Genomic DNA, 17,755 nt, shown 5'->3' with positions numbered 1-17,755 from the left:
GATCCAGATAGATCGTGGCCACGATCATGGAACGATCTTCACGTGGTCTACGCCGGACCTACCCACGCTCTCACATCATGCCCCACGCGCGCGCGAATCGGGGACCGGCCCTGCCGAGCCGCTTACGTTAGCTCCAACGTATGAGAAGGTACTAAAACAACTCCAAAATCCGGTGGTACATCATCCCAAGCTCAAGCGCCGGCCCGCGCAATGCCGGGCCGCCCGGAAAGCGCGCATGCCGCAACTGCGCGAACAGATCAAACGCCGCCGTCTTGCCAGCCATCGCTTTAGCAATGACGCGCCCGGCGATCCCCGTCAATGCCACACCGTGCCCCGAAAACCCCTGCACATAGAAGTAATTCGGATCGATCGAACCGAAATCGGGTGCGCGATTGCGCGTCACGTCGACGAAACCGCCCCACGCATAATCGATTCGCACGTCGCCGAGTTGCGGGAACACACGGATCATGCGCTTGCGAATCTCTTCGCCTAGTTGCACGGGCGACGCTCCAGTCGAACTCGCCCGCCCGCCGAACAACACGCGATGGTCCGCCGACAAACGGAAATAGTCGAGGAAGAAGTTGTTTCGCAAATCGCCTCGCGTCCTTTGATCAATGCGTCGGCGGCTTTGCCGAGCGGTTCCGTGGCGACGATGTAGGACGGGATCGGCGCGATGCGCGCAGCCACCGGCGCGGGCAACACGTCGCCGATCGTCGCGTTGCCGCACGCCGCGACGAACCGGCAGCGCACTTCGCCGCGAGCGGTACGCACCACAGGCCGCACCCCGCGCACGACCTCGATCACCGACGAATGCGCGACCAGTTGCGCGCCTTCGCGACGTGCCGCGTCCGCGAGGCCGAGGCAGTATTTGAGCGGATGCAGGTGGCCGGAAAACGGATCGTAGACGCCGGCAAGATAGTTTCGCGAAGCGACACGGGCGCGCACTTCATCGGTATCGAGCCACGAGAGCCTTGTGTAGCCCCAGCGTTGCGACGCCGACTCCATCCACGCGCGCAGATTGGGCACGCGTTTCGGTTTGGTGGCGACCGTCAGATAGCCGGACGTGAAATCGCAATCGATGCCGTAGCGCTCGATGCGCTCGCGCACCAGCGCCACGCCTTCCACCGACATCGCCCACGCGGCACGCGCGCCATCGAGACCGAGTTGGCGTTCTATGATCTCGTCTTTCGCGAAACCCACCAGCGTCTGCCCGCCGTTGCGGCCCGACGCGCCCCAGCCGGGACGATGCGCGTCGAGCACGACCACCGACAAGCCACGCGCCCGGCACTCCAGCGCGACCGACAATCCGGAGAAGCCCGCGCCGATCACGCAGACGTCGGCCTCCAGCGCACCGTCGAGCATCGGATCGTCGGCGAGCGGACGATCCGCGCTCGCTTCGTAATACGAGTTGGCGATCAGCGCATCGGCGCGCCGATCGAGCGGATTGAGCCGGTTAAAGCCGGGAGTCGGAGCATTCATCAAAGCAGGTCCTTCATTCGATACCAGGCCATCGCGAGCACGAGGGCAGGGGTGCGCAGTGTAGCGCCGCCGGGGAAGTCACGGTGACGAACCTTGCCGAACAGATCGAAGCGCGACGCCTGGCCGTCGATCGCTTCGGCGATCAGTTTGCCCGCGAGTCCGGTAGTGTTCACGCCGTGCCCCGAGAAGCCCTGCGCGAAATACACGGTCGGTGCGAGGCGGCCGAAATGCGGCGCGCGATTCATCGTGATGTCGACAAAACCGCCCCACGCACAGTCGATTTTGACATCGTCGAGTTGGGGGAAAGTCTTCAGCATATCGCGGCGCATCGCTTCGCCGAGGTTGCGCGGCGCGAACGTCGAATAGCTGACCTTGCCGCCCCAGAGTAAGCGGTGATCCGGCGCAGTGCGGAAATAGTCGAGTACGAAGCGGCTGTCGCACACGGCGGCTTTGGCGGGCATCAGCGCTTCGGCGCGGTCGGGGTCGAGCGGTTCGGTGGCGATCACATAGGTGCCGACCGGCATGATCTTGCTCGCGACGTCTGGCGCGAGTTTGCCGAGGTAGGTATTGCACGCGAGCACGACGAATTGCGCCCGCACTTTGCCACGCGCGGTTTCGGCGACATGCCGGCCGTTTTCGGCGCGCAGCGCGCTCACGCAACTGTCTTCGAAAATGCGCACGCCGGCTTCGCATGCAGCGCGCGCCAGACCCAGCGTGTAATTCAACGGATGCAGATGGCCGCTGTCCGCATCGAACAGACCGCCGAAGTAGCGCTGGGATTGTACATAGCGGCCGATATCATCGGCATCGACATAACTGAAACGGTCATAGCCGAAACGCCGCTGTGTTTCGTCACGCCATTTTTTCAGCGCATCCGTATCGCGCGGTTTGTTCGCGACGGTCAGATAACCGAAAGTCAGATCGCAGTCGATCTGGTGCTTCGCAACGCGCTCCCTGACAATATCGAGCGTCTCGATCCCCATGTCCCAAACACGCTTCACGTCGTCCGCGGGCATGAACTTCGCGAACGTATCGATATCGCACGCAAAGCCGCCGATCAATTGGCCGCCATTGCGGCCGCTCGCCGCCCAGCCGACTTTCGACGCTTCGAGCACCGCGACGGTATGGCCGCGTTCGGCGAGATTCAGCGCGGTGGAAATGCCGGTGAGGCCCGCGCCAATCACGCAGACATCGACGTCCAGCGCTTCTTCGAGCGCGGCATGGCGGGTCGTGTCGTTGGCGGTCGCCGCGTAGTACGAGGCAACGTGAGGCTGATTCGAGAATCGGAGCATAGGCGGAGCACGCAGAATACGCCTGAACGCGTGGCCCCGTTTTGCAGCGGACCACGCGCCAGGCAGTACGGATTAGAACGAGTAGATGAACTGCGTCGCGAGCAGGTCGTTGGACTTGCCGTACGAACCGTCGTTCTTCAGGAACACCTGCCGGTTGGCCCAGTCGTGGCGGTATTCCACCTTGACCATGATCTGCTGGGTCGGATAGAACAGCAGATTGAGCGAGACGTCCTGACGGGTGGCGCCCTTGCACTCGAAGCCGAGGCCGCCGCCTGCCTTCGAATTGGCGAGACAGTCCGCGCCGATACCGAAGCCGTTCGACGTGTCCATGCCGTTCGAATTCAGCGCAATGCCGCCACCGCCGCCGCCGTTCTTGCTGTTGACCAGCACGTCATAGCGCACCGTCGCGCCCATGCGGCCCAGCACCGGCAGATTGAACTTGCGGTGCGCGAGCAGCGACAGGCCGTACCACTGCGCCTGGCCGCCGTTGAACGCGGCGTTCTGCTGCGTCCCGTAGTCGATTTCGGCGTTGTACTGCACGTCGGCGAGCAGGTAGGTCAGGTCGGCTTCCGTGAAGAAGAACGTGCCACCCGAACTCGGCGCCTGGCCGCCTACGCCGTAAGTGACCGCGCCGGTGTCCGGGTTGATCGCGCTCGGCAAGGTCTGACGGCCGATATTGAACGAGCCGCCGATATCCAGTGCGCTCGACCAGGTGTAGTCCGTGCGTGCCGTGAAGCTCGGAATCTTGTTGCTGACCGTGATCGGATCGCCGAGCGAGTTGGTGCCGGTCTGCGTGATCGCGCCGAACGTCCGGTACTGCTCGTTGCCGAGGAAGAACTTCCACGCCCAGTCACCCTTCGTGTAGTTCGCACCGACACCGACGTAGCTGCCCGGATCCGAGAAGTCATAGAGCAGGCCGTGCGTGAGCGTCAGCATCTGATTCGACTGCTGCACTTCATAGCCGCCGAAGCTCGGAATCAAACCGGCAACGAACGTGGTGGTCGCCGTCATCGGCACGTTGACGACTGCCGTGTTCAGGATGTTGTTGCCGATCTCGCCGTGCGAGTTCTGCAGCAGCGTGATGCCGTTGCCGCGGTTCGGCATCAAGGTGACTTCGGCCGACGGCGCCATCGGGCCGACACCGAAGGTCTTCTTGATGTCGAGGTACAGATCGCCGAACGTGCTGTTGTAGTACGTGTAAGTGTTTTCGTGGTTCGCGAACAGGAACGACGAACTGCTCTGCGCGCGGTTATAGACGTAGGTCGGATCGATATAACCGGTCACTGATAAACCCGCGATCGGTCCGGTCTGCTCCGCGTCTTCGAGCGAATCGACCTTCAACTGCTGATTGGCGATCTGCTGCTTCATCGCGGTGACTTCGTCGTTGGTCAGCGTGGCCTTCGCGCGACCGTAATCCGGCGACAAAATATCCACTGGCGCGGCCATCACCACCGGAGCAGGCGGCCCGTTCGCCGCAATGGCCGCCTTCGGTTTGGTGGCGACTTCGGCCCGCAACTGCTTGACCTCCTTTTGCAGCGCGTTGAGTTGGGCCTGGAGCGCCTTGATCTGGTCACTGGTAGTATCGGCCATGGCTATGCCAGGCAGACTCCCCGCCACCAGTAGACAGATAAGCTTCTTTCTCATGCAAATTCTCCTTATTGGTCGTATTGAGAAGGACTTCTTATGCGCGTGCCGTATCGAGCGGCTTTCGTACGGCGGCTTGTTGTGGTGCTAAATGCGAGGGCGCGGCGGTCTCGGCGAGTGCGAAAGCCATCTGCATGTCGCGGTTGCGCTTGCGTTCGCGCAACTGCATCCAGCGGTTCACGGCAATCACGCCGATCGTCACCGTGGTGATGAAGATCGTCGCGAGCGCGTTCATTTCCGGGTTCAGGCCGAGACGCACGCGTGAGAACACCACCAGCGGCAGGGTGGTCGAGCCTGGGCCGGACAGGAAGGCGGAGAGTACGAGGTCGTCGAACGAGAGCGTGAACGACAGTAACCAGCCGGACATCAGCGCCTGCGAGATCAGCGGCAGCGTGATCAGGAAGAACACCTTGAACGGCGTCGCGCCGAGATCGAGCGCGGCTTCTTCGAGCGATTGGTTGAGCTCCTTGACGCGCGACTGCACGATGATCGCCACATACGACACGCACAGCATCACGTGGCCGATCCAGATCGTGAAGAGGCCACGGCCCTTCGGCCAGCCGAGCATCTGTTCGAGCGCGACGAACAGCAACAGCAGTGAGATGCCCTGAATCACTTCGGGAATCACCATCGGTGCGTTGATCATCCCGGCAAATAGCGTGAAACCGCGAAAGCGTCCGAAGCGCGCGAGCACAAAGCCCGCCCACGTGCCGATCACCACGGAGGCGCACGCGGTCAGCAGACCGGTCTTCAACGAAAGCCATGCGCCGCTCAGCAGTTCGCCGTCGTGCAACAGCGCGCCGTACCATTTGAACGAGAAGCCGGACCACACGGTGACGAGCTTCGACTCGTTGAACGAGTACACGATGAGGCTGATGATCGGGATATACAGAAACAGAAAGCCGAAGCTCAGCACGCTCGTGGAAAGCGTCTTATTGGGTTTGATCATTTCGCGCTCTCCAGTTCCTTGACCTGGTAGTACTGGAACACGGCCATCGGCACGAGCAGCAGTAGCACCATTGCGACAGTGACGGCGGAGGCCATCGGCCAGTCCATGTTGTTGAAGAACTCATCCCACATCACGCGGCCGATCATCAGCGTGTCGGCGCCGCCGAGCAGTTCGGGAATCACGTATTCGCCGACCGCCGGAATGAACACCAGCAAACTGCCGGCGATGATGCCGTTCTTCGACAGCGGCAAAGTGATGCGCGTGAAGGCGGTCCACGGTTTGCAGCCGAGGTCGTAAGCCGCTTCGAGCAGCGTCAGGTCCATCTTCACGAGGTGCGCGTACAACGGCATCACCATGAACGGCAGGTACGAATAGACCATGCCGATATAGACGCCGATATCCGTGTGATAAAGGCGCAACGGCGAATGAATCATGCCGATCGACATCAGCGTGTGATTGAGCAGGCCGTCGTCTTTCAGGATGCCGACCCACGCATAGACGCGAATCAGGAACGACGTCCAGAACGGCAGCATCACGCCCATCATCAGCAGGTTGCGTCTGGCCGGTTCAGAACGGGCGATGTAATACGCAATCGGATAGCCGATCAGCAGGCAGAAAAAGGTCGACACCGCGGCCATCTTCAGCGAGCTGATATACGTGGCGATGTACAGATCGTCTTGCAGCAGGAACGCATAATGGCTCAGCTGCATCGCGAAATGCACCATGCCGTCCTGGATCGTTACGAGATTCGTGTACGGCGGAATGCCCATGCGCTGATCGGCGAAGCTGATCTTCAGCACCAGCACGAACGGCAACGCGAAGAACACCACGAGCCATAGAAACGGCACGCCGATCACGGTCGCGCGTCCCGACGGCAGCAGCATCAGGAGGCGCTTTTTCAGCGAGCCGGCCAAGCGGCTGCCTGGCGGCGCGCCGAGCGCCGTGGGGGAGGAGGTAGCGGGATTTCTCATTGCGTCAGCACCACGCCGCTCGCCGGCGACCAGTAGACGAACACGTCGTCGTTATAGGAAGGCGCACCTTCGCTCATCAGGTGCGAACTGGAGAGATTCGACACGACGGTCTTGCCGCTCGGCAGGCGCACGTGATACAGCGAATAGCTGCCCATGTACGCGACGTCGGAGACCACGCCGCGCGCCCAGTTGTGCGGCGCCGCGGGCTTTTCGAGCGACACCTTCACGCGCTCGGGACGCACCGAGATGCCCACCGGCATGCCAAGCGGCCCAGTCACCCCGTGGCTCACATACATGCGGGCTTCGAGTTCATCGCTTTCGACGAAGATATGGTCTGGTTCATCCTCGACCACGCGGCCTTCGAACAGATTGGTCGAACCGATGAATTCGGCTGAGAAGCGGCTATTCGGAAACTCGTAAACCTGACTCGGCGAGCCAATCTGGACGATGCGGCCTTCACTCATCACGGCGAGACGGCCGGCCATCGTCATCGCTTCTTCCTGATCGTGCGTGACCATCACGCAGGTCACGTCGACCTTCTCGATGATGTTCACGAGTTCGAGCTGGGTCTTCTGACGAATCTTTTTATCGAGCGCCGACATGGGTTCGTCGAGCAGCAGCAGCTTGGGGCGCTTGACCAGCGAACGGGCGAGCGCCACACGCTGCTGCTGGCCGCCAGATAGCTGGTGCGGCTTGCGTTGTGCGTATTTGCTCATCTGCACGAGATTCAGCGCGTCGGCGACGCGTTCCTTGATCTCGTTCTTCGGCGTGCCCTCCTGCTTCAGACCGAAGGCAATGTTCGCCTCCACGCTCATGTGCGGGAACAGCGCATACGACTGGAACATCATGTTGACCGGCCGCTTGTACGACGGCATCGCGGCGAGATCTTCGCCGTCGACGAAAATGCGCCCGGACGTGACCGTCTCGAGCCCCGCGAGCATGCGCAGGAGCGTGGACTTGCCGCAGCCGGAGCTGCCGAGCAGCGCGAACAACTCGTTCTTTGCGATGCTCAGATTGACGTTGTCGACTGCGGTGCTGTCGCCGAATTGCTTCACGACATTTTCGATGCGGACAAATTCGTCCGATTTCGATTTTGTCGCCACCGCGGGGCGGGCCATCTGGGTGGCGCCGGCTACGCTTATTGAGGTCGTCGAGTGCATGATGTAAACCTTCCTTGCGGATCGCGGGCGCAAGTGTCTCCCTGCGAGGCGCGGGAAGCGACTCGCAACGTACGCTGCGATCGGAAAAACACGGGGACTGCGCGCAGGTGGCATCCTGAAAGCGCGCAGGCTGACTGCGATTACTGCATTTCATGCGCTCAGGGTTCGAGCGATCCCTGAGCGCGGGATCGTTTTTCTATCTCGCGGGTCGGATCAATGGCCGGTTTTGAGCTGCGCCCAAAGACGGTTTTCAAGGCGGAGGATGTCGGTCGGCATCGGCTTCATCAGCGTCATCTTGCTCAATACTTCATCGCCCGGATAAACGGTCGTGTCGTGAGCGACGGCCGGCGTGACGAACTGGCGTGCGGCCTTGTTCGCGGTCGGGTAGAACACCTCGTTGGTGATCGCCGCGTTGACCTTCGGGTCCGAGATGTAGTTGATCCATTTCAGCGCGGCTTCAGGGTGCGGCGCGTCTTTCGGGATCACCATCACGTCGAACCACAGCAGGCCGCCTTCCTTCACGTTCGAAAATTTGATCTGGTAAGAACGTTTGGCTTCCTCGGTGCGGCGGCTCGCAATGCCGACGTCGCCCGACCAGCCCAATACGACGCACACATCGTTGTTGGCGAGGTCGTTGATGTAGCCCGACGAGTTGAATTGGGTGATATACGGGCGAATTTTCTTTAGCACGTCGAACGCGGCCTGGTAGTCGGCGGGGTTCGTGCTGTTCGGGTCCTTGTGCATGTACTGCAGCGTGGCGGCGAAGACGTCGACGGCCTGGTCGAGGATCGAGACACCGCAGCTCTTGAGCTTCGAGATATTGGCCGGATCGAACACGAGCGCCCAGCTATCCACCGGCGCATTCGCGCCGAGTGCTTTCTGCACGGCCTGCACGTTATAGCCGATGCCGTCCGTGCCGTATGCCCAGGGCACACCGTACTGGTTGGCCGGATCGGCGTCGGCAATCATCTTCATCAACACGGGGTCAAGATTCGCGAGATTCGGCAGCTTCGACTTGTCGAGCTTCTGGTACACGCCGGCCTGGATCTGCTTGGCCATGTAGTTCGAGGTCGGCACCACGATGTCATAGCCGGAACTGCCGGCGAGCAGCTTGGCCTGTAACGTGTCGTCGCTATCGTAGTTGTCGTATTTGACGTGAATGCTGTCCTGCTTCTCGAAGTTCGGAATCGTGTCCTTGGCGATGTAATCCGACCAGTTATAGACGTTCAATTCCGTGTCGGCCGCAAGGGCCGGCGTCACCGACAGCGCCGCAAAACCGGTGAAGGCGAGAAGCGCGGCCCCCGCGACCGCTTGACGAAGATGACTGACGCTCATGGTTTTTTCCCTTGATGTGAAGAACCGGCATGGGCTTGATGGTGGGTGCGCCCATGCCGGAACGAACTGCCGTTACGAACTGACGTTACGCAATGCCGAGTTGTTGTGTGGTTGCGTCGATCGCCGCTTTGGCTTTCGACACGATTTCGTCGATTTCCAGCTTGCTGATGACGAGCGGCGGCGACAGCAGCATCCGGTCGCCGGTGGCACGCATGATCAGGTTGCCGTTGAAGCAGAAGTCGCGGCAGATCGTGCCGACGTCGCCGCCATTGGCGAAACGCTTGCGCGCTTGCGGGTCTTCTGCGAGTTGCAGACCGGCCACCAGACCCGCGCCGGAGATCTCGCCGACGATCGGATGGTTGGCGAAGGTGTCGCGCAGCTTCTTCTGGAAGTACGGACCGGTATCGGTCTTGACGCGCTCGACGATCTTCCCGTCGCGCAGCAGCTTGAGATTGGCAACCGCGACGGCCGCCGCCACCGGGTGGCCGGAGTAGGTGAGGCCGTGGTTGAAGTCGCCGTTTTCGATGATGGCTTTGGCGACGCGGTCGTGCAGGCCGACCGCGCCCATGGGCACATAGCCGCTCGTCAGACCCTTCGCGAGCGTGATCAGATCCGGCTCGAAACCGAAGTGCTGATGCGCGAACCATTCGCCAGTGCGACCGAAACCGCCGATCACCTCATCGGCGACCAGCAGAATGTCGTACTTGCGGCAAATGCGTTGAATCTCCGGCCAATAGGTCGAGGCCGGGAAGATCACGCCGCCCGCGCCCTGGAAAGGCTCACCGATAAACGCGGCCACATTGTCCGCGCCGATTTCGAGGATCTTCGCTTCCAGCTGCTGCGCGCGAGCCAGCGCGAATTCTTCCGGCGTCTGATTGCCTTGCGCTTCGCCGAAGAAATATGGCTGATCGATGTGCACGATGTGCTCGACTTTCGAGGGCATCTGTTCGTGCATGTAACCCATGCCGCCGAGCGTGCCGCCCGCGATCGTCGAACCGTGATAGCCGTTCTTGCGCGAGATGACGAACTTCTTCGAAGGCTTGCGTTGCGTCGCCCAGTATTGGTGAACGATACGCAGCACCGTGTCGTTGCCTTCCGACCCGCTGTTGCAGTAGAAGAAATGATTGAACGGTTCAGGCGCCAGCTCGGCGAGCAGGGCCGACAGTTCGATCACCGGCGGGTGCGTGGTCTTGAAGAAGGTGTTGTAGTAGGGCAGCTCCTGCATTTGCCGGTACGCGGCGTCGGCGAGTTCCTTGCGGCCATAACCGACGTTCACGCACCAGAGACCGGCCATGCCGTCGATCACCTTATTGCCTTCCGAGTCCCACAGGTAGACGCCCTTGGCTTTGACGATCACGCGGCTGCCGATGCGATTGAGCGAGCCCATATCCGAAAACGGATGAATGTGATGCGCGGCGTCGAGTGCGCGGTATTCGACGGTGCTGCGCGGTGCGCTTTGCGCGGCCTGTGCGCTTGCCGCCGATTGCGCCGATTGCGCCGGTTGCACGTAAGCGACTTCTTCGGTTCTGTAGCTCATACTGCCTCCAGTTTTTTGCGTTTTCATTTGCAAATGACGTCGTGAATAACCGCCTTGATGGCGCGCTTAGACGTGCAACAGCAAATGCCGGCGTTCCCACGAACTGATTACGCGGAAAAACGCTTCATATTCGGTTTCTTTCAAAGCGAGGAAGGCTTTGACGAACTTCTCGCCGAGTACTTCGGCGATCGGCTCGCAGGCGCCCATCAGCGTGAGGCCTTCTTCGAGATTGCGGGGCAATTGATACGGCAATTCGTAACCGTCGCTGAGCAGCGGTTCGGTGGCGGCGAGTTGCTGGGTCATGCCGAGATAGCCGGCGGCCAGCGTCGCGGCAATCGCCAGATACGGATTGCAGTCCACGCCCGGAATGCGGTTTTCAATGCGGCGCGCGGCCGGCCCCGAATGCGGAATGCGGAAACCCACCGTGCGGTTGTCGTAACCCCACGCGACGTTGATCGGCGCGGCCATGAAGCGCGACAGACGGCGATACGAATTGATGTACGGCGCGAAGATCGGCATCAGCGCCGGCGTGTACTTCTGCAAGCCGGCGATATAGCTCGTGAACAGCGCGGTCGGCTTGCCGTCCGCGCCGGTGAACACATTGCGGCCGGTTTCCTCGTCGACGAGACTTTGATGCATGTGCATCGCCGAGCCTGGTTCGCCTTCCATCGGCTTGGCCATGAAGGTCGCGTACATCTTGTGGCGCAGCGCCGCTTCGCGCACCGTGCGCTTGAACAGGAACACGCTGTCGGCGAGCTTCAACGGATCGCCGTGCATGAAGTTGATTTCCATCTGCGCGGCGCCGACTTCGTGAATCAGCGTGTCGACTTCCAGTTCCTGCACCTCGCAGTACTCGTAGATGTCTTCAAAGAGCGGATCGAATTCGTTGACGGCTTCGATCGAATACGCCTGACGCCCGGTCTCCGGACGACCCGTACGGCCGATCGGCGGTTGCAACGGCAGATCCGGGTCCTTGTTCATATCGACCAGGTAGAACTCGAGCTCCGGCGCAATAACCGGCTTCCAGCCTTTTGCCTTGTAGAGTTCGAGCACGCGGCGCAACACTCGGCGCGGCGAGATTGCGACCGGCGTGCCGTCGAAGTGAACACAATCGTGAATCACCTGGGCGGTCGGGTCGACAGCCCACGGAATCATCCGGATGGTGCTGGCGTCGGGCACGCAGACCATGTCCGGGTCGGTGACGCCGGTGAGCGTGCCGTCTTCCGGATAGTCCCCTGTGACGGTCTGGATCATCACCGCCTGCGGCAAGCGCATGGACTCGCCGGATTCGAACTTGCTGCGCGGAATGATCTTGCCGCGCGCGATCCCGGCCATATCCGGAATGATCGCTTCGATTTCGGTGACGCGGTGCTTCTTCAGAAATTCGTCGATGTCATGCATGATTATTCTCTCTGTTTGGTTGCGCGACCGGCTCAGGCATGCGTGGCGGCGGCGGATGCCGCGCCATAGCCGGCCTTGGTGCGCATTCGATCTCGGCAGGCGGCGCCGAACGCGCGAAAGATCGCGGTGGACAGCGCGTCGTCGGCATGCTTCCACTCCGGGTGCCACTGCACACCCAGCGCGAACGCGCGCGCATCCTTCACGCTCACCGCTTCAATCAGCCCGTCCGGTGCAATGGCTTCGGCCGTGAGGCCGATGCCCAACCGCTCGACGCCCTGACCGTGCAAGGAATTCACACGCGCTTCATTCGTGCCACCCGCGAGGCGCTGCAACAAGCCGCCTTGTGTCAGCGTGATCGAATGCGACGCCGCGTATTGCACGTCGAGGTCGTCTTCCTTGTTCTCGCGATGGTCGTTCAGGCCAGCCACCGCGTGAACGCTTTGGTGCAGCGTCCCGCCGAATACCACGTTCATTTCCTGGAAGCCCCGGCACACGGCCAGCACCGGCACGCCGGCGGCGATTGCCGCCCGCATCAGCGGCAGCGTCGTCGCATCGCGTGCGGCGTCGTGCAGCGTGCCCGGTGCGCTGGCATGGCCGCCGTAGCGGTGCGGCTCGACGTTCGAGTAGCTGCCGGTAAACAGCAGGCCGTCGACCGTCGCCAGCACGTCTTCAGCGGACTGCCGCTCACCGAGCGCTGGCAACAACATGGTCAGCGCCTGTGAGCCGTCCACGATCGCGGCGATGTATTTCTCGCCGACCACGTGCGACGGGTGGATTCCCATCATCGTTCTGTCGGCACTGATGCCGACCAGAGGTTTGTTTCGCATAACGAATAGACGTGGTGAGTCCCCGCGGGACGCGGCATGGACTGCGTTAAACACAGCGCGGCACGATTCCGCGGCCGGGCGCAAGGCGCCAGGCCGCCGGGGTAGTGCAGGCGGTCGTCGTCAACTGAACGCGCCGCGCGTGATAATCAGGTGGGCCGTTCGATTCGATCCGCTGCGGTGCGCAACTGACCTGATCCGCATGAAGCGCACAGGCGGCAGACAGCGCCGCACATGCGGTAACGCACGGCTCGAGAGAGCGCGCTCACGCAAACGGACGAATCGAACGACGAAAAGGAGGGAGGCGCTACGGCAGCAGCGAGGCGACTTCGTCCGTGCGCACTGCAATGAAGGCGCGCGCGGAGATAGAGTTGTGACGTCGAACTGAACGACGGGACAGGATCGTGAAGACGGACAGAAAGCGGCGGAACGCAAGGCTGCCGCTGCTGCCGTCGGCGATGGAGCCGTCAGCGCGAAGACAACTCGCCTGACTACGATTCCATCTCACCAAAGGGCCTCGGACTCTCACGATTACACTCGACTAGCGACGTTGAAAGTATTGAACGGCCTGCTCGAAATCCGCACGGGGCTTTTAAAGAAACAGGACGCTGGGATGATCGCCTCGAACCTATGCGAACCAGGTTCGCTACGCCGCGAAACACACTTGAGTGTCTCGTGACGCCGGTATGACGATCGCCTGTGAACCAGCATATACGAGCCAATAAAGGCGTCAATTCATTTTTATAAAGATTTATCAGGGCTTTCCCGAGGTCATGGCTAGAAACCGACCCGACCGGAACGATCGTTGCGCGATTCATATTTCGGAATCCTTTCAGGGTTTTCCCCAGCGACGCAACGATTAAAGTGATTAGAATATTCAACACTTGCGGGCACACTGTTGCCCGAGTCCATGCGCCCGATCGTCTTCAATGTCAGAGAACCTAGCAATGTCCATAGAAGTAGCCACCCGCCTGCAATACATCCGCAAGAAGCACGGCTTGTCCCAGCGTGAACTGGCTAAACGGGCGGGCGTGACGAACGGCACGATCTCGCTGATCGAGCAGAACCGCGTGAGCCCGTCGGTCGGTTCGCTGAAGAAACTGCTCGAATGCATTCCGATGAGTCTCGCCGAGTTCTTCACCTTCGAGGTCGAAGTGGAACGTTCGGTGGTGTCGCGCCGCGCCGACATGCCGAACCTCGGCAATGAGTCGATCGAGTTCTATCTGGCTGGTTCGAGCGTGAGGGACCGCAACATGGGCATTCTGCGCGAGGTTTATCAACCGTTGTCGGATACGGGGCCGGAGATGCTCGAGCACCCAGGGCACGAGGGCGGGGTCGTGGTCAGCGGTCAGATCGAACTGACCGTGGACGGCACGACGTGGCTGCTCGACCCCGGTGACAGCTATTACTTCGAAAGCCGTCTCCCGCACCGTTTTCGCAATCCCAGCGCGGAGCATCTCTGCGAGATCGTGTCGGCCAATTCGCCACCCACGTTCTAAAGAGTCCGCGCCAACGCGCCGCGACGCGGTTCAATGCCGGATGAAGTCGATGCCGGCCGGCGTAGCGCGCATAACTATTGAGGCATCCTGATGGACAAGAAATCTCTCGCTTTCTGGCAAGACAAGGCCGCTACGCTTTCGATCGAAGGCCGCGCGTTTATCGACGGCGAATACCGTGACGCCGCCGGCGGCCGCACGTTCGACTGCCTGAGCCCGATCGACGGCAAGCTGCTGGCAAAAGTCGCCGACAGCGGAGCGGCGGATGTCGACGCCGCCGTGGCGGCCGCGCGCCGCGCGTTCGACTCCGGCGTGTGGTCAGGTCTCAACCCGCGCCAGCGCAAGGCCATTCTGCTGCGCTGGGCCGCGTCGATCCGCGAGCACATGGACGAACTCGCGCTACTCGAAACGCTCGACGCGGGCAAGCCGATCGCCGACACCACCACCGTGGACGTGCCGGGCGCGGCGTATTGCGTCGAATGGTTTGCTGAGGCGATCGACAAGGTCGGCGGCGAAGTCGCGCCGGCCGATCATCATCTGGTCGGGCTCGTCACGCGCGAGCCGATCGGCGTGGTGGCCGCGGTCGTGCCGTGGAATTTCCCGATCCTGATGGCGTCGTGGAAGTTCGGCCCGGCGTTGGCCGCGGGCAATAGCGTGGTGCTCAAGCCTTCGGAGAAGTCGCCGCTCACGGCGATCCGGCTCGCGCAACTCGCGCTGGACGCGGGTATTCCCGCCGGCGTATTCAACGTCGTGCCGGGTGCGGGCGAGCCGGGCAAGCTGCTGGCCCTGCACCAAAAGGTGGACTGCCTCGCCTTCACCGGCTCGACCAACGTCGGCAAGCTGATTATGCAGTACGCCGGGCAGTCGAACCTGAAGCGCGTGTGGCTCGAACTCGGCGGCAAGTCGCCGAACATCGTGATGCCGGATTGCCCCGATATGGACCGCGCGGCGAACGCGGCGGCCGGTGCGATCTTCTACAACATGGGCGAAATGTGCACCGCGGGTTCGCGCCTGCTCGTGCATCGCGATATCAAGGACGTATTTCTGGACAAGCTGATCGCCGCCGCGCGCAGTTATACGCCGGGCAATCCGCTCGATCCGAAGACCTCGATGGGCGCGATCGTCGACAAGGTTCAGCTCGAACGCGTGCTGGGCTATATCGAAGCGGGCGGCGCCGAAGCGAAGCTGCTGCTGGGCGGCTCGCGTGTGAATGAAGCGAGCGGCGGCTTCTATATCGAGCCGACCATCTTCGAGATCCCGGCTGCGGGTGCGAAGGTTGCGCGCGAGGAAATCTTCGGGCCGGTGTTGTCGGTGATCACGTTCGACACGGTTGAAGAAGCGATCAGGATCGCTAACGACAGCGAGTACGGCCTCGCCGCCGCGGTCTGGACCTCGAACCTGACCACCGCGCATGACGTCTCGCGCAAACTGCGAGCCGGCACGGTGTGGGTCAATTGCTACGATGAAGGCGGGGACATGAACTTCCCCTTCGGTGGCTACAAGCAATCGGGCAATGGCCGCGACAAGTCGTTGCACGCGCTGGAGAAGTACACCGAGCTGAAGTCCACGCTGGTGCGGCTGCGCTAAAGGATTCGCAAGCCAGCGCGGTGGCGTGCGTAATGCTCGCCGTCGCGTCCCCAATGAATCCGAAGCCGGACGTTGCGCGCGTCCCCTGGAAGCCCCGCGCGTGGCGCCGATATGTCTATCAGGTATCAGGTCGTCCATGACTGAACTCGTCTACGGCGACGGCGCGATCCGCCGTTCGTCGCTATATGGCTCGTCGATCGAGAACACCTATGCGGGTGTGTTGTCGTTCATGCGCCGCAAGTACACCCGCGAACTCGACGGCGTTGACGTCGTGGTCTCCGGCGTGCCGCTCGATCTGGCCACCACGTTCCGTTCCGGCGCGCGTCTCGGCCCGGCGGCGGTGCGCGCGGCCAGCGCGCAGATCTCGGAGTTGCATCCGTATCCGTGGGGTTTCAATCCGTTCGACGATCTCGCCGTGACCGACTACGGCGATTGCTGGTTCGACGCGCACAATCCGCTGACGATCAAGGAATCGATCGTCGAGCATGCGCGCACGATCCTGCGCTCGGACGCGAAGATGCTGACACTCGGCGGCGATCATTACATCACCTATCCGCTCCTGATCGCGCATGCGCAGAAGTACGGCAAGCCGCTTTCGCTGATTCATTTCGACGCCCACTGCGATACCTGGGCCGACGATAGTCCCGACAGCCTGAACCACGGCTCGATGTTCTACAAGGCGGTGAAGGACGGTTTGATCGATCCGAAGACCTCGGTGCAGATCGGCATTCGCACGTGGAACGATGATTTCATGGGGATCAACATTCTCGATGCCGCCTGGGTGCACGAACACGGCGCGCGAACGGCGGTGGAGCGGATCACGTCGATTGTCGGGGAACGTCCCGCGTATCTGACGTTCGATATCGACTGTCTCGACCCGGCGTTCGCGCCGGGAACGGGTACGCCGGTGGCGGGCGGGTTGTCGTCGGCTCAGGGGCTCGCGATCGTGCGCGGGCTCGGCGCGCTGAATCTGGTGGGCGCGGACGTCGTCGAAGTGGCACCTGCATATGACCAGAGCGAGATCACCGCGATTGCCGCCGCGCATATCGCGTGCGATCTGTTGTGTCTGTGGCGACAGCGCAAGGTTGCCGAACGCCAGGCTTAGGCACGCTTCATCTTTTGCAAGGCCGGCTCAGCCCATCGACGACGATCGATCGGGCTGGCGCCGGCCCTCGCGCAGACCGAGCGTGTAGACAACCAGCGCGCCGCTCATGAGTGCCAGTTGTCACAGCAGCATGTCGCTGCCGCGTGCCTTCATGGCGAAGCCCGCAGCGAGCGGCCCCACGATCGAACTCGCAGTGAAGATGAGCGACACCAGCCGCATATTGCGCGTCAGCGCGGCCTTGTCGCTGCAGGCCTCCGCATACATGCCGAGCGTGACGTACGAACTGTTCATGCCGCCGAGCAGCACGGCGCTCGCTGCAGCGAGCCATGATGCGGGCGCGGCCAGCGCGAACCCGCCGACCGGAAATTGCAACGCCATTCCGCCCACGCCGAACAGCGTCAGCAGCGTGGCGGTTTGCGTCGCGCTGATTGCGGCAAACCTGATCGGTTCGATCGAAGGCGTGCACTTTCAGGTTGGAAACTCTATCCGCCAGGCTGGCGGACATAATGCGGACTACGCCGGCGTCGAACTCAAGTACGGTTGGTAGACGGCAGGGTCGGCTTTCCTTCAACCGGGTTTGCTTTCGCCAACCGCGCGCGAAGCGGCATGCACTCGGCCATCCAGGTCGTTGCCGCGATAGGGCGCCGCAGTGCCTCTACTCGCTAGTCACGGGTCCAGTCTTTGCGGCGCCTCTGCTAACGGACCCGTGGAGCGTGCTCACCCTCGTGCGCGTTTCACCAAGTAGCGTTTCTGCCACCAGTTCGGCCGTTGCCGCGGACAACGTCCATCCCAAGTGGCCGTGTCCAGTGTTATAGAAGATGCCGCGGCGTTTGCCGATTTGACATAATGTAATTTATCAACATCAGTGGTACGGGAAAGAGCGTTGCGGATTTCCCGTTCCTTTCACGAATTCGACGCAACGGCTTCGTACCATTTGGTACCTGATCACTGTTGCGTGAATCAATGGCATTTCTA

At 61.7% G+C, this 17,755-nt stretch carries 14 protein-coding genes and 2 pseudogenes; 3 read left to right on the top strand and 13 right to left on the bottom strand.

Going from position 1 to position 17,755, the window contains the following annotated elements; translation table 11 throughout:
* Positions 1–151: 151 nt before the first annotated feature.
* From F6X42_RS39120 to F6X42_RS44825, 11 genes and pseudogenes are all read right to left on the bottom strand, one after another.
* Positions 152–1,479, bottom strand: a pseudogene (locus F6X42_RS39120) (NAD(P)/FAD-dependent oxidoreductase).
* Entirely contained in the window at positions 1,479–2,771 is a 1,293-nt protein-coding gene (locus F6X42_RS39115) for an NAD(P)/FAD-dependent oxidoreductase (protein ID WP_187639199.1), read from the bottom strand. Before F6X42_RS39115 ends, F6X42_RS39120 begins: the two are co-directional and overlap by 1 nt.
* Before the next feature lie 72 nt (positions 2,772–2,843).
* On the bottom strand, positions 2,844–4,415 hold the full coding sequence (locus F6X42_RS39110) for a DUF3138 family protein (RefSeq protein ID WP_187639198.1): 1,572 nt from the start codon (positions 4,413–4,415) through the stop codon (positions 2,844–2,846).
* A 37-nt stretch (positions 4,416–4,452) separates the two neighbouring features.
* Positions 4,453–5,364 (bottom strand): ABC transporter permease subunit, encoded by a 912-nt coding sequence (locus F6X42_RS39105; RefSeq protein ID WP_187639197.1) that lies wholly within the window; start codon positions 5,362–5,364, stop codon positions 4,453–4,455.
* Positions 5,361–6,335, bottom strand: coding sequence for an ABC transporter permease subunit (locus tag F6X42_RS39100; protein ID WP_187639196.1), 975 nt, complete (start codon positions 6,333–6,335; stop codon positions 5,361–5,363). Before F6X42_RS39100 ends, F6X42_RS39105 begins: the two co-directional genes overlap by 4 nt.
* The gene (locus tag F6X42_RS39095; RefSeq protein ID WP_187639195.1) at positions 6,332–7,495 is read right to left on the bottom strand and encodes an ABC transporter ATP-binding protein; all 1,164 of its coding nucleotides are present in this window, start codon (positions 7,493–7,495) and stop codon (positions 6,332–6,334) included. Before F6X42_RS39095 ends, F6X42_RS39100 begins: the two co-directional genes overlap by 4 nt.
* Positions 7,496–7,708: 213 nt before the next feature.
* Entirely contained in the window at positions 7,709–8,830 is a 1,122-nt protein-coding gene (locus F6X42_RS39090) for a polyamine ABC transporter substrate-binding protein (protein ID WP_187639194.1), read from the bottom strand.
* 85 nt (positions 8,831–8,915) lie between these two features.
* On the bottom strand, positions 8,916–10,367 hold the full coding sequence (locus F6X42_RS39085; RefSeq protein ID WP_187639193.1) for an aspartate aminotransferase family protein: 1,452 nt from the start codon (positions 10,365–10,367) through the stop codon (positions 8,916–8,918).
* A gap of 66 nt (positions 10,368–10,433) precedes the next feature.
* Positions 10,434–11,768, bottom strand: coding sequence for a glutamine synthetase family protein (locus F6X42_RS39080; protein WP_187639192.1), 1,335 nt, complete (start codon positions 11,766–11,768; stop codon positions 10,434–10,436).
* Between the two features lie 32 nt (positions 11,769–11,800).
* A complete protein-coding gene (locus F6X42_RS39075) occupies positions 11,801–12,595 on the bottom strand; it encodes a gamma-glutamyl-gamma-aminobutyrate hydrolase family protein (protein WP_187639191.1) in 795 nt (264 codons plus the stop codon).
* A 304-nt stretch (positions 12,596–12,899) separates the two neighbouring features.
* Complete coding sequence (locus F6X42_RS44825) at positions 12,900–13,121, bottom strand: hypothetical protein (RefSeq protein WP_376776510.1); 222 nt, start codon at positions 13,119–13,121, stop codon at positions 12,900–12,902.
* Positions 13,122–13,539: 418 nt separating this feature from the next.
* Between F6X42_RS44825 and F6X42_RS39070 the strand changes: the two genes are divergently transcribed.
* The 3 genes from F6X42_RS39070 to speB all read left to right on the top strand — a co-directional run bounded on the left by F6X42_RS39070 (position 13,540) and on the right by speB (position 16,780).
* Complete coding sequence (locus tag F6X42_RS39070) at positions 13,540–14,091, top strand: cupin domain-containing protein (protein WP_187639190.1); 552 nt, start codon at positions 13,540–13,542, stop codon at positions 14,089–14,091.
* A gap of 90 nt (positions 14,092–14,181) precedes the next feature.
* A complete protein-coding gene (locus tag F6X42_RS39065) occupies positions 14,182–15,675 on the top strand; it encodes an aldehyde dehydrogenase (RefSeq protein ID WP_187639189.1) in 1,494 nt (497 codons plus the stop codon).
* Positions 15,676–15,811: 136 nt separating this feature from the next.
* Positions 15,812–16,780 carry an agmatinase gene (speB, locus tag F6X42_RS39060; protein ID WP_187639188.1) on the top strand — a complete coding sequence of 323 codons (969 nt, stop codon included), beginning with the start codon at positions 15,812–15,814 and terminating at the stop codon, positions 16,778–16,780.
* Positions 16,781–16,900: 120 nt separating this feature from the next.
* Here the strand turns inward: speB and F6X42_RS44820 are convergent, their stop codons facing one another.
* Complete coding sequence (locus F6X42_RS44820; protein WP_246530479.1) at positions 16,901–17,158, bottom strand: hypothetical protein; 258 nt, start codon at positions 17,156–17,158, stop codon at positions 16,901–16,903.
* Between the two features lie 277 nt (positions 17,159–17,435).
* Positions 17,436–17,615 (bottom strand): annotated as a pseudogene (locus F6X42_RS44815) (hypothetical protein); the annotation flags it as partial.
* Positions 17,616–17,755: the final 140 nt, after the last annotated feature.

This window comes from Paraburkholderia podalyriae (genome assembly GCF_014397785.1).
GTDB lineage: Bacteria > Pseudomonadota > Gammaproteobacteria > Burkholderiales > Burkholderiaceae > Paraburkholderia > Paraburkholderia podalyriae.
This window is presented reverse-complemented; position numbering and strand designations above follow the sequence as displayed.